The organism is Moheibacter sediminis (assembly GCF_900176425.1).
Lineage (GTDB): Bacteria > Bacteroidota > Bacteroidia > Flavobacteriales > Weeksellaceae > Moheibacter > Moheibacter sediminis.
On record NZ_FWXS01000001.1, the window covers coordinates 100,980 to 114,922 of the forward strand.

At 35.5% G+C, this 13,943-nt stretch carries 9 protein-coding genes; 1 reads left to right on the plus strand and 8 read right to left on the minus strand.

Going from position 1 to position 13,943, the window contains the following annotated elements; genetic code table 11:
* Positions 1–10: 10 nt before the first annotated feature.
* From B8977_RS00435 to scpA, 6 genes are all read right to left on the minus strand, one after another.
* On the minus strand, positions 11–1,483 hold the full coding sequence (locus tag B8977_RS00435) for a T9SS type A sorting domain-containing protein (RefSeq protein ID WP_084015308.1): 1,473 nt from the start codon (positions 1,481–1,483) through the stop codon (positions 11–13).
* 191 nt (positions 1,484–1,674) lie between these two features.
* Positions 1,675–4,005, minus strand: a complete 2,331-nt coding sequence (locus B8977_RS00440) for a T9SS type A sorting domain-containing protein (protein WP_084015309.1) — start codon at positions 4,003–4,005, stop codon at positions 1,675–1,677.
* 111 nt (positions 4,006–4,116) lie between these two features.
* Positions 4,117–5,727 carry a tetratricopeptide repeat protein gene (locus B8977_RS00445; RefSeq protein WP_084015310.1) on the minus strand — a complete coding sequence of 537 codons (1,611 nt, stop codon included), beginning with the start codon at positions 5,725–5,727 and terminating at the stop codon, positions 4,117–4,119.
* A gap of 82 nt (positions 5,728–5,809) precedes the next feature.
* Positions 5,810–7,051, minus strand: a complete 1,242-nt coding sequence (locus B8977_RS00450) for a DUF445 domain-containing protein (protein ID WP_084015311.1) — start codon at positions 7,049–7,051, stop codon at positions 5,810–5,812.
* Between the two features lie 42 nt (positions 7,052–7,093).
* Positions 7,094–7,618, minus strand: coding sequence for a hypothetical protein (locus B8977_RS00455; protein WP_084015312.1), 525 nt, complete (start codon positions 7,616–7,618; stop codon positions 7,094–7,096).
* 3 nt (positions 7,619–7,621) lie between these two features.
* Positions 7,622–9,745, minus strand: a complete 2,124-nt coding sequence (gene scpA, locus B8977_RS00460) for a methylmalonyl-CoA mutase (protein WP_245828372.1) — start codon at positions 9,743–9,745, stop codon at positions 7,622–7,624.
* A 74-nt stretch (positions 9,746–9,819) separates the two neighbouring features.
* Here scpA and era point away from each other — a divergent pair, with 74 nt between their 5' ends.
* A complete protein-coding gene (gene era, locus B8977_RS00465) occupies positions 9,820–10,707 on the plus strand; it encodes a GTPase Era (RefSeq protein WP_084015314.1) in 888 nt (295 codons plus the stop codon).
* An 82-nt stretch (positions 10,708–10,789) separates the two neighbouring features.
* Here the strand turns inward: era and B8977_RS00470 are convergent, their stop codons facing one another.
* Together B8977_RS00470 and B8977_RS00475 are read right to left on the minus strand one after the other, a co-directional pair.
* A complete protein-coding gene (locus B8977_RS00470; protein WP_159447429.1) occupies positions 10,790–12,325 on the minus strand; it encodes a T9SS type A sorting domain-containing protein in 1,536 nt (511 codons plus the stop codon).
* Positions 12,326–12,531: 206 nt separating this feature from the next.
* The gene (locus B8977_RS00475) at positions 12,532–13,890 is read right to left on the minus strand and encodes a helix-turn-helix transcriptional regulator (RefSeq protein WP_084015316.1); all 1,359 of its coding nucleotides are present in this window, start codon (positions 13,888–13,890) and stop codon (positions 12,532–12,534) included.
* Positions 13,891–13,943 lie beyond the last annotated feature (53 nt).

Sequence of the window (13,943 nt, forward strand, 5' to 3'; positions counted from 1 at the left end):
CAAATTTCGATTATTTCTTGATAAATTTCTGTGTATTTACATTTCCGTTTACGGTTGAAACTTTGATAATGTAAGTCCCTTTTGGTAAAGAAGAAACATTTACCATATTTTGTTTCGTCGAACCAATTTTCTGCCCCGATAAATTAAATATTTCAACAGATTTTATAATTTCTTTGCTTTCAATATTTAATTGACTTTCAGCTGGATTTGGATAAATTTTTATTGAATTGAAATTTGAATTGTTTTCAACCACACCCATATCAGAACCTTTGAAAATATAAGCAGAACCCGCATCATTCATTTCATTTTCTCCATTTTCATCGAAATCATCTCGTGGCGCACCTATGATTAAGTTTCCCCCGTTCAAGTCAATGCTCCAACCGTAAAATTTTTGTTCAACATCTTCTGACGTTTCTACCAATTGAGCTTCTTCCCATTGTCCACTTTCAGTTTTATTGTATAAATAAACTTCGCCTGCTTCTTCTCCATAAATGTGTGGTGCTGAAATCAACATTTGATTTCCTTCCATTTTACACATCCAGCCGAAATAAGTATTTTCAGCCGAAACAGGGCTTGGGATTTTCTGTATTTCTACCCATTCATCTGCATCATTTTTTTCAAAAATGTAAGCTGCAGCAATGTTTCCGCCCACACTTCCTTCTGCATAAGCGCCTACCACCAATTGGTTTCCATCGATGCTTACTGAATTTCCGAAATAAGTATTTGTCTGTGGGTCGGAAGCTGTGATTCTTTGCGCAAATTCCCAATTTCCATCGATTTTTTGAAAAATGTATGCACTTCCTGCACCATTATCCTCGCCGCTTGCGCCAGCAATGAGCGTGTTTCCGGAGATACTTACTCCAATTCCGAAAGTTGCGTTTTCTGTCAATTCAGGATGTAAGATTTTGGTTTCATTCCAATCATTTCCTTCTTTTTCAAATACGTAAACGGACCCCAGCCAATTGTTTTCGCCAGGCGCACCAGCCACGATTGTATTGTCCTGTAAGTCTAAAGTTGTTGGGTTTACACCCAATAATGCATTTTCAGTATAGTCAGAAGCGTTCAATTTTATGGTGTTAACCCAAGTATTTCCTACGCGCTCATGAACATACAAAGCTCCTGTTCTGTCAACACCTTCGTAGTTGGATCGTCCCGCAGCGATTACCATCAAACTGTTTCCAAGTTTTACAGCTCCGCCAAATTCAGCCATTTCGAAGGCATCACTTGCAACAATTTTTTGGGATAAATTCCAGTTTTCTCCTTCTTTTCTATAAACATAGGCGGCACCTGCAGCAATAGACTCACGAGAGGTTCCCACGATAGCAAATTCGTCATCGATTGCTACGGAAGTTCCAAATTCGGCGCGGCTTTCTCTTTCGCCAACGATTTTTTGCGCTTGTTGAAATTGTGCATTTCCGGCTATAGTTAGTCCAAGAAATAATGCGCTTAGGGCAGGTTTGTAAGATTGTAAAAATGTTTTCATCTGTGTTAATTTTTTTGAGTTGTGAATTTGATAAATTAATTGATAATTTAAGCAAAGTTGATGAGGACATTTTGTGACATTGGGTTTAATTGGTTGATTAGTAATGTAAAATTTGAAAATGTTACACCTAATAAAAAAGAAAACCCTCCAGATTTCTGAAGGGTTTATCTATGAGGAGATTTAATAAATTATTATTTTTTAATCAATTTATGTGTTTCGATTTTTCCATTTTCTAAAAGAATTTTTAAAATATATATTCCTTTATTGAGATGTGAAACATTGATTTTTTTATCATTTGAATTAAATAATTTCTGACCTGCCAATCCGATAATTTCAACTGAAGAAATATTTTCTTTGCTTTCAATATTTACAACATCAGTTGCTGGATTTGGATAAACAACGGTTGAGTTTTTAACCAATAAATCAGATTCGATAACCTTTAAAGTAGTTAAATCAATTGTGAATTTAATTAAACCTAAACCGGAAGTTGCAACATATACATCTACATATTGATCATGAAAATCAAAGTCCGTTGAACCAAAAACTGAAGAAGAGCTTAAAAACATCATTTCTTCATCTGCTATTTCCGTCCACGTTAATCCACCATCTGTAGAACATCTCAAACCGAATTCTGAATCATTTGAATCATGTGTAGCAGCGATAATATGCCCTTCTGTAACGGTTGAATGTTTTAAATTGTGAACAAAAGAATTGTTTATTCTTGTCCAGTTTGCACCCCCGTCGACAGTTGTAAATATTCCTTTATTTGAAGTGATTGAGATCTGATTTGCATTTAATGGATTCTCTACTAATTTGAAAATCATGTCATTGTCAGCATGTAACGTTGAAAGACCGTTGCTGATTTCTGTCCAGGAAGTTCCTCCGTTTGTAGTTTTATGAACACGGCTTCCTTTTGCCGCAATGGCAGTATTGGCATCAGTTCCGAATAGAAATCCAATAACAACACCCGAAGAATTTGGTAATGTAATGGAGTTTGCCTGAATGTTTCCTAAATCGGCAAAATCAATTTCATAGACTTCCGGATTGTCCCCAAAAGAAGAAAACGAAGCCCAAACTTTATTTGGATTTCCCGGCAGAGATTTCACATCGTGCAGACTATTTGAGAAAATCGAATAAATCTCAGTTGATGTTTCTCCATGATTGTTGCTCATTTTTAGGCTTGAACCCATAAATCCCCCTGAAAAAGTATAAACTCTTCCAGCCATATTTGGATCAATCATAGCTCCGGTTCCGGAATTATTGGTCACAAAATTTAACGGCATGATGTCATAACCATTTTCTTCTGAAGTTTGTAAATTTCTATGAGAAAACCCATATTGAACTCCATAATACAAATGTTTTTCTGTCCCGTTGTTGAAATAATTAACTCCTCCTTCTGCTGCAAAATATTTTGTTTTAACTCGCGTCATTGTTTCACCTTTGTTAGTTGAAAACATAGGATAATAATTTGCAGAAATGAATACTTCATTTTGATTAAATGGATTGAATGAAGCATCTAAACCATAAGAATATTCTTCCGGGTGATCCAAAGCATCTTCATAAACGTGTAGATTCCAAGTAGCTCCTCCGTCATTTGAAATGGCAACTTCATTATCTTCCAAAATAATCATGTTTAATGGATTAGACGGGTTAAACTGAATCACATTGATACAGTCTAATAAATAATCTGTCCAAGGAATTTCAACTTCATTCCATGTATCGCCTCCATCTGTAGATTTGTATAGACCCTCCGGGTATTCCCCAAAACTGATTCCTGTTCCAACCCAGATTTCATTTGGGTTACTAGGGTTAAATGCGATTGGCTGTAATACAATTCCTTCAATTTTTTCTTCCCAGATTTGTCCACCATCTTCCGAAACCAAAAGACCTCCGTCAACATCTGTATTTCCATTTCCTCGAGCGATATAAAGCTTTTGAGGATTTGTTGGGTGAATTGCAACTTGTCCCGGAATGATGTCAATATTTTGGGTAGAATCATAAACTACTTCCCAGGTTTGTCCGCCGTCGGTGGTGTAATAGGTAGTTTCAGCAGCACCAAAACCCAGAGGATAACCAATTGACAACATAGCATAATCAGAATCTGATGGCGAAATAGAGTAAGAGGAAACCCAACTGTCTCCACCCGGATTTGGATTTGGAGCAGTGTACTGAAGATCAATTTGACGAGTAACAGTATTTAAAGCATAGACTGTACGACCAATGTTTCCAACTGAACGCATTGCAAAAGTCAATTTATCGTTTCCGTAATTTTTTAAATTATTATCTAATTTGTTGAAATAACCATTTTCAATGGAATAAAAAATATCCCAGTTTTGACCGTTGTCATTTGAGCTCAAAATATGATTTCCCAATGTGATTGCATATAACTTGTTCTCCGTTGTTTTGTCGTAAGTAACGCCAAAAATTCTTCCGTATTCTTTGGATCCGATCACTTCGAATTGTCCAAATAAAAATGAAAGACAGCAACAATTGAGTAACAATAAAAGTGTAATTTTTCTCATGTGAATGTGGGTGTAAATTTTTATAACCGCAAATTCGTAACAAAGATTTTCAACACAAAAATTTTCGTCGGAAATAACACGACCACCATTCAGAAAAAGCGTGACATTTGTTTAAACAACTGAAAGATAGTTATATAAGTCAGCGTCTTCAGCGAGGTTCATTTTTTTGATAATTCGTTCTTTTCGTTTACGACAGGCTTCCACAGTGATATTGAGAAGCAATGAAATTTCCTTAGTTGACAAATTCATGTACACATAACTGATATATCGAACGTCATTTGAAGTCAAGTCCGGATGTTTTTCTTTTAAAGTTTTCAGAAAACCATGATTAACTTCCTCAAAATGTGAGAAAAAATCATCCCAATCCGAATCTCTTTTCAATTGATTTTTTAATTCTGAAATTGATTTTCGAAGTTTTGGATTTTGGGAAATTTCACTGTGAACCGATAGAGAGTCAATGACATCTTCAATGAGTTCATTACGTGTTGAGAGTGAAAGTGCTTTTGCGGCGAGTTGGCGATTTTTAGCTTCGATTTCATTTTTGAATTTTTCCTGTTCAAGCAATGTCAAAGCCTCTTTTTCATTCAGTTGCTGTTCCAGTAAAATTTTATCGTTCTTCTGTTTTTCTAATTCAAGTTCAGCAATTTTCTGATTGCTTTCAGCAATTATTTTTGTTTGTCTTAATCTTGAAAAATAATTCCAAATCGCCCAAAGTGTAATTAAAATTAAAAATAAAATTCCGCCTAAAATCATGTAAAATAACTTTCGTTCCGATTTTAATTTACTCTGACTTTCAGATAATTCCTTTTGGTAATTTTGTAATTCAAACTTAATCCTGCTGTTTTCGAAAAGTTTTCCGTTTTTGATTTGACTCAAAGAATCTTTTGCAAAAAGTACCGAGTCTTTATAAGCAAATGCGACAGAATTGTCATTTAATTTTCTGTATAATTCAGTCAACCGATTATAAATATCAATCTTATTTTCCAAGCTGACATTGGCATCTTTTCCCGCGCGTTTTACATAATCAATCGCGAGCGGAAGATTGTTTTCGTTTTCATAAACCTTGGAAAGTATCATGTAAATAGAAATCCGATGTTCGCTGAATTCTGAAGTTTTCAAAGTGGGCAATAGTTCAAGTGCGATTTCTTTTGCTTCTTCAAATTTGCCTTTTAACACTAAGTTTTGTGCATTTGTGATTTTTGCCTGAGCCAGAACCGGGGGCATATTTTTCAATAAAGGAAGCGCAATTTTGATGTAAGATTCTGCTTTTTGAATCTCATTTTCAGCATTGGCAACAGTCGCTAAATTCGTAGCATATAAACCGATTTTCACACTGTCATTGTTCTCTTTTGCAATTTCATAGGCTTTTAAAAAATATTCTTCGGCTTTGTCATTTTTGGCATCTTTGGAATAGAGAATTGCAATGTTGTTGAGCACAATCATCTCATGTTTTGCATCCAAATCTTTGAGCGCAATTTTGTAAGCTTCGAGATAATTATCGAGTGCTTCGCCATAATCGAGCATGAGATAATAATTAGCTCCGATATTGTTGATAGCAAGAAAAAGTTGTTTGCTCCAATTATTAGTTTGCGCCATAGACTTGACCTCCGTGAGCAACTCAAGAGAACGTGCATGGTTTTTCTGGTTCATTTCTTTTACCGCTTCGACGAGGATTTTATCGCATTCTTCTACGGTTTGCGATTGAGAAAAACCACAAATCATTAAAAAAGTAAAAAATAAAAGATACTTCAAATTGTTCACACCAAATTTATCGGATTCAAAGATACAATAATCACAAGACTGTCTAAGTGGTGAAAAGTTGCGTGACGAAGTAAATAATTAATCCAACCAAGCCACCTACAAGTGTTCCGTTTATACGAATGAATTGTAAATCCTTGCCGACTTCGAGTTCCAGTTTCTCGCTCAACTCTTTTCCTTCCCAGCCTGAAACAGTTGAACTGATGAGTTGCTCAACTTCTGTGCTGTTTTTCAGAATCATTCGGTAAAGAAAATGACGAATCCATTTGTTGATTCGAAGCCCTAGACCCTCATCATTGGTAAGATTTTCCGAAAGTTTTTCGATGTTTTTATGAAGGTGTTTTTTCAAAGAAGAATTGGGTTCTTCGATATTTAACCAAAGCATTTTTTTAATGGAATCCCAAGCATCGTCGGTATAATTCCTAAGGTTTTCGGCAGAAATCAATTCATTTTTTAACTGTTCAAATTTTTCATTCCACTTTTCTGAAATCAACAATTCTTCTGCAAATTCTTCAAGATTTTGAGTTAATTTTTTTCGGACAAAATGTTCTTTATTTATTTCAATTTCTTCAATGAAAGCACTCAAACCATCGGTCAGCTCACGAGAAATTCTTTTTCCAGCCAAAAATGAAATGAAAGGACGGTTTTCACTGATTCGATCACGAATCATTTGCTGACTTTCGTCGATGTATTCTTTGATTTGTGGTAAGAGCGTTTCGAGCAATTTTATGTGCTCATCTTTTTCGATCATGTAATGAATTCCTGAAGAAGTAATTTTTTGATAATCAATTGATTTTAGAATTTCAGAACTTTTATTCGCCATAAAATTTTCTACTTCATCGTCATCTAAATCCTGAATGATTTTTTTAAGTAGATTAATGATTTCAACTTCTAAAACTTCTTTGCTGCTGGGTTTATTTAACCAAATGGAAACAAATTTTACAACATCTAATTTCTCAATATAAGGACGTATGTTTCTGGGAGTTAGAAAATTATCTTTGACGAATTTCCCTAAATTTTCACCCAAGTCATTTTTCTTTCGTTCAATCAGATTTGTATGCGGAATCGGAATTCCCAGCGGATGCCGAAACAAAGCCGTAACCGCAAACCAATCAGCCAATGCCCCGACCATTCCAGCTTCGGCAAAAGCTTCTACATACCCCATCCAACTTTGCGGATTCTGATGCTGAAAATACACCATCAAACTATACACAACCGCCATCAGAAAGAAAAGCCCGGTGGCGATTCTTTTGTGTTTACGGAGTTGAAGTTCTTTGTTTGATAACATTGTGCGAATTTCTAAGCACTAAGTTAAGGTTTAAAATTTAACTTATTTTCCCAATTCCCAATTCGCCTTTTCTGACTTCACAATCTTTACAGGATTTTGCAATTCAAAATAAGGTGTAATTTGTTTGGAATGAATCGTATCAATTTCAATTTTTAAGGTATCAATTTGACTTTTAGATTCAATGATTTTGATTGTTTCAGATGAGTGTGATTTATTGAAATATAAATTTTTAGACTTCGAAATTTCACGATTCCAAAAGCTATGCTCCTGATATTGAAAATGACCGTGATAAAGCAAAAACGGAATTGTTGCAAATAAAAATCCAATTAACAGAATCAATAATTTTTTCCACCATTTCAAATTAGATTTAATTTGAAAAATGAACAACAAATAAATCGAAACGCCTGTAGCAAAAACTAAAATCTGCGGAAAATAGGAAGCAAAAACCCGGTCCGAAAATGTTAGCGAAAATTCTTCTCCACGCAAAAAATACACGGCAAACCACGAGATGATGATTCCGCATAAAGCGGCTGTAATTTTCTGTAAAACGGAGTAAAATCTTTTCACTAATTAAGCATTTAAAAAATGATTCAAAACTTCAATTGCCGATTCAGACAAGTTTGTTCCAGGTCCGAAAATCGCGTGTGCACCATTTGCATACAAGAAATCATAATCCTGTCTCGGAATCACCCCTCCAACCACAATGAACATATCATCACGACCTAAGTTTTCCAACTCTTTCACCACTTCTGGCACCAAAGTTTTGTGTCCGGCTGCCAAAGAAGAAATCCCTAAAATGTGTACGTCATTTTCTACAGCTTGTTTCGCAACTTCGGCAGGCGTTTGGAAAAGTGGCGCGATGTCCACGTCAAACCCCATATCGGCATAGCTGGTGGCTACAACTTTTGCACCGCGATCATGTCCGTCTTGTCCCATTTTGGCGACCATAATTCGGGGTCTGCGTCCGAATTTCAATGCGAATTCATCTGCTAATTTTCTGGCTTCTGAAAATGAATTATTTTGATTGGCTTCCATAGCGTAAACTCCTTGTATGCTTCTTGTCTGTGCTTTGTGACGACCAAAAATGCTTTCCAAAGCGTCAGAAATTTCTCCCAAAGTTACTCTTCTTCTAGCTGCTTCGATGGAAAGTTCTAATAAATTTCCTTTTCCGGTTTTGGCGCATTCGGTCAATTGAGTCAAAATTTCATCTACTTTTTGGGAATTTCTTTCTTGTTTAATTTTGTTCAATCTTTCGATTTGACTCAAACGAACTGCGGTATTGTCAATGTCTAAAATGTCTAAATCTTCTTGCTTTAATTTTGATTTATAAGAATTTACGCCAATAATTGCGTCTTCGCCGATGTCGATTTTCGCTTGTTTTTTCGCAGCTGCTTCTTCGATTCTCATTTTTGGAATTCCGGCTTCGATGGCTTGTGTCATCCCGCCTAATTCTTTTACTTCTTCGATATATTCCCAAGCTTTTTTTACCATTTCGTTGGTTAAAGCTTCAATCATAAAACTTCCGCCCATTGGGTCTGCGGTACGGGAAATTTGGGTTTCTTCTTGGATGATTAATTGTGTATTTCGGGCAATTCTTGCAGAAAAATCTGTCGGCAAAGCTATCGCTTCATCCAAAGCATTTGTATGTAAAGACTGGGTTCCGCCAAGAGCGGCAGCCATGGCTTCGATAGCCGTGCGGGTAATATTGTTGTAAGGTTCCTGTTCAGTTAAGCTCCAGCCCGAAGTCTGGCAATGCGTTCTGAGCATCAAAGATTTATCACTTTTCGGATTAAATTCTTTCATCATTTGCGCCCAAATAATTCTCGCGGCACGCATTTTTGCAATCTCTTGAAAGAAATTCATTCCAATTGCCCAAAAGAAAGATAATCTCGGCGCAAAATCGTCGATATTTAATCCTGCATTTAATCCAGTTTTTACATATTCGTATCCGTCCGCCAATGTATAAGCCATTTCCAAAACGGGCGTGGCACCGGCTTCCTGCATGTGATAACCGGAAATTGAAATTGAATTAAATCTTGGAATTTTTTGAGAAGTATATTCAAAAATATCGGCGATGATTTTCATAGAAGGTGTCGGTGGATAGATGTAGGTATTTCGCACCATAAATTCCTTTAAAATATCATTCTGAATTGTTCCGCTGAGTTGATTTTGGTTCACGCCTTGTTCTTCTGCAGCTACAATGTAAAAAGCCAGAATCGGTAAAACTGCACCATTCATGGTCATCGAAACCGAAATTTGATCCAATGGAATTTCATCGAATAAAACTTTCATATCTTCCACAGAATCGATAGCAACTCCTGCTTTTCCCACATCTCCAACAACGCGTTCGTGGTCAGAATCATACCCGCGATGCGTTGCCAAATCGAATGCAACGGAAAGACCTTTTTGTCCGGCCGCTAGATTTCTTTTGTAAAAAGCATTGGATTCTTCAGCAGTGGAAAACCCAGCATATTGGCGGATGGTCCAAGGTTTACGGACATACATGGTCGTATAAGGCCCGCGGAGAAAAGGAGAGATTCCCGGAAGATATTCCAGTTGTTTCAAATCCTTTACATCGTTGTAATCATAAAGATTTTTTACCGTCAAACTGTCTAATTCAAACGACTCATATTCAGTGGTTTGATACGATTTATTTTTATATTGAAGTTGAGAAAAATCCTTTCGTAAATTCATAGGGCTAAAATACATTTTTTCTGTAAGAGAAAGGCAAAATATCTATGCGAGAGAATTAGTACTTTTGTAAAATTATGTCAGAAGAAATAAAATTCAAATCGGGTTTTGTCAATATCATCGGGAATCCCAATGTCGGAAAATCAACGCTCCTCAATTTGTTGATGGACGAAAAACTTGCTATCGCTACGCACAAAGCACAAACAACACGTCACCGCATCAAGGGAATTCTTTCCGGCGAAAATTATCAAGTTGTTTTTTCTGATACACCGGGCGTTTTGGAGCCTGCTTATGAGCTGCAGTCCAAGATGATGGATTATGTAAAGGAAGCTTTGGTCGATGCTGATTTGATTTTATATGTCGTAGAAATCGGTGAAAAAGGTTTGAAAAATGAAGATTTCTTTGATAAATTAAAAAAAGTGAACATTCCGATTTTACTTTTGATCAATAAAATCGATACGACTGACCAGAAACGATTGGAATCGGCGGTTGAATATTGGCACGAACAACTTCCGAAAGCAGAAATTCTACCGATTTCTGCAACGGAAAAAGTAAACATTGAATTGCTTAAAAATAAGATTATCAGCATTTTGCCGGAAGGTCCTCAGTATTTTCCGGGAGATCAATTGACCGACAAATCTGAAAGGTTTATTGTGAATGAAACCATTCGCGAAAAAATTCTTTTGAACTACAAAAAAGAAATTCCTTATTCGGTAGAAATTGTGACACAGATTTTCAAGGAAGGTTTGGAATTGATTCAAATCGAAAGTGAAATTTATGTGGAACGCGATACCCAGAAAGGAATCATCATCGGTCATAAAGGCGAATCTCTTTCCAAAGTTGGGAAAGAAGCGCGTGAAGATTTAGAGAAATTCTTCGGAAAAAAAATCTTCCTGAAACTTTTTGTAAAAGTCAAAAAAGACTGGCGCAAGAAAGACGGTGACTTGAGGAGGTTTGGGTATTAATCAGATGCTTAAAAAACAAAATTTATAAAAAATCCCGCCGAATTTCTCCAGCGGGATTCTCATTTAAACATTTGAGAAAAATTTATTTCTTCACAATTTTAAAAGTTTCAATTTGTCCATTTTCTAATTCCATTCGGAAAACATAAACTCCCGGTGGAAGTGAAGACAAATTCACTTGATTGTTTGAAATCTTTGGGTGTGTCAAAACTTTTTGTCCTTCCAAATTGTGAACAGAAAGCGTTTTGATTTCTTTTTCTGATTTGAAATTCAATATATCGCTTGTAGGATTTGGGTAATATGAGAAATTGAATTTTTCCAAATCCTCTGCATTTAAAACTTCTTCGCAAACTAATTTATAAACGAATTCTCCTCCGGGCGCTATAAATCCAGTTCCATCATCTACTACTGCAAACCTTCCGATTGTAGAATCTGGATCATAGGTAATTACCCATCCGCCTGCATCTGATTTAACCTCCATCCAATATACTGTATTGGGTTCTAAGGTTAGGGGCTGGTCGAATTCTAGTGTATAATTTAAGAAGTCAAATCCATGCAAGGTTCCATAAACCTCCTCGCTTAAGATTTGTGTTGTTGTGGTTGCAATTTCAGTTCCTGGTAAAGAATTTTCGTTTGATAGTAGTGTAACTTCAAAAAATGTTCCTGCAAAAAATGCTGAAAGCTCTAAGCCTTCTATGATAAATCCATTGTCGCCAACTGGGATGTCAGCAAATGTACGGAACTCGAAAAAATATCCATCTTCCATGTTGTTATCCAACACCAAATGGTCTGAGCAGTTTTCCGGTGCTTCCGGCATCGCTTCGCAGGTTACATTAATCACATAGTCTCCAACATAATCCGTTTCCCCAAATATTCCATAACCCTCGACCATTATGTAATAAGTTGAAACGCCATCTGAAACAAAAGTAATTTCGGACTGTTCACCACATTTGTTATCATTGTAGGCTACAAGACTGGACAAAGTACAGTCGGTGTATATTCTTAAATAAGTATCGTAGTCTGAGCCGCACAATGATACTGTAACGATTTCTTCTTCACCCGAACCTGTGTAAGAATAAAAAACATCTGCATAAGGGTAGCCTCCTGAGTCTGTAGCGATTGTGGTAGTGCCTGAAGAACTATCACCACAAGCCAATGGTATGGCATTTTCGCATTCGTCATTTTCTACAGGAGGTTGTATGTCTCCGCATTGAACTCTTTTTTCTCTGTTACTGTCGGCTACGCCATCTACACTACAATCCTCATCAAGATGCGTGTAAAATCTTACAATTTGGTCGGAAGTTGATTCATAACTAACGGATGAAAATCCTGCGGCTAAAACAACAGTTCCGTTTTCATCACCAATGGTAATCAAGTCAGTTGATTTTGAACTTGAAAAAATGTAGGTATTTCCTGCTGTAAGTTGTATCAAGGCATATCTGCCACTTATGTTTGCAAAAGAAACATTTTCATAGTGGCCTGAACAGGTTGGAATAAAAGTTTGTAAAGGACTTGGAACATTTTGATAATCCGGGTTATTAATTAAACATCCGTCTTGGGCGTTACCATAGGAAAATAACAGACAATTAATTAATGTCAGAATTAATAAATAATTTTTCATGTGTATCATTTTGTTAATGTTTTACGCTATGAAATAGGAAAATTGAAGGAGGGGAGGGAGTGAATAAAATTCAGTACAATTCTATCTTAATCATAGCTAACTGCCAAAAAACAGCATCCTCAAAAGTGTCCCTACCTAAGATTTGGAGCAACCTCAAAGTGTCCTTACTTTGAAATCTATTTTACAAAGTATTAAAAATCAAAATTTTAGAAATCATGAAACCATTGATAAATATCGGTTCCATCGGGTATATTTAATTTTCTTCGGATGCGGTATTTTTTATTTCTGACGGTTTTTGCTTCGATATTTGTGTAAGCAGCAATATCTTTTGTAGGGATTTTCAACTTTAAAAGGGCACAAAATTCTATCTCGGACTGAACTATTTTTGGATTTAATTCTAATAATTTTTTAGAGAATTCAGGAAAAGCCTCATCAAAATGAACCATGAAAGATTTGTCTTTATTCTTTAGAATTTCGACCAGTTTAGAATAGTCATAATTCCAAATATTTGTTTCTGATTCTTTCGAAATAGTGTTTTTTCTTTTGAGAGATTTTCTCAGTAAAAAATAAAAAATTATCAATAATAAGATAACAAAAACCGAAAATGCAATGATAGCATTTTTCCCAAACATGGGTTTTTCATTTTCGTTGAGTGCGCGAAGCAGATATTTCTTTTGATTTTGGGAAATTAATATGGTGAGAGAATCATTTTTGGATTTATATTTCGTAAGATTTTCCTGATCATTTAGTTTTTCATAGGCATCAATTACGTTGGCATAAAGTAATTGAATGTTATACCAATCTTTATATCCTTTTATTTCTTCCGCTTTTTTAGCGTAATTAATTACATCCTGATACTTTTCTTCTTTTAAAGCAACCTTGCTTAGAACCATGTAATTGTTGAAGATGTAATCACTTTTTGCATTTTTTGCCTTTAAAGATAATAACGCATAATGTTTTGCAGAATCAAGATTGTGCTTATAAAAAACTACAGCCAAGTTGGAATAACCCATATACAATTCCTTTGCATATTGGTTTTCATTTGATTTTTTTATGTATTTAATTCTCGTTTCGAAATCCGTATGATAATTTGATAGACATATATAGATGTTGGAACGAGTGAGCATTGTCAAAGAATCATCGGGAGGAGATTTTTCCAAAACTTTTAACGCATATTCCAATGCAGCCCGCCATTTTTTTGGTTGCGAATTATGGTAATAAATCTCAGATTGATAAACTTTGGCAGAAGCCTCATAAATAGGTTCGTTGTACAACTTGGCTTTTTGTTCCAGTTTTTTTGTCATTTCCATAAATTTTTCATAATCAGAAGCATTTCTGTAATATTTGCACTGAGTCATGATAGCGGTTAATTCCGCCTTATGCGCATTGATTTTCTTTGCATTTTTTATAAATAAAACTGCTTTTTCAAAAGCTTTTTTAGGATTTTCATTAAAATTATTATGATTTGCCTGAGTTTCTTTTAGTAGCTTTTTTTGCGGGTCATTTTCTTGAGCGATTGAAAATGTAGATGTCAGAAAGAATATAAATAAAATAAGTACCCTCATAATTTCGATGAAAAGATAGGGAAATTTTGAGTTTTGACGGAATTAAGAATTTC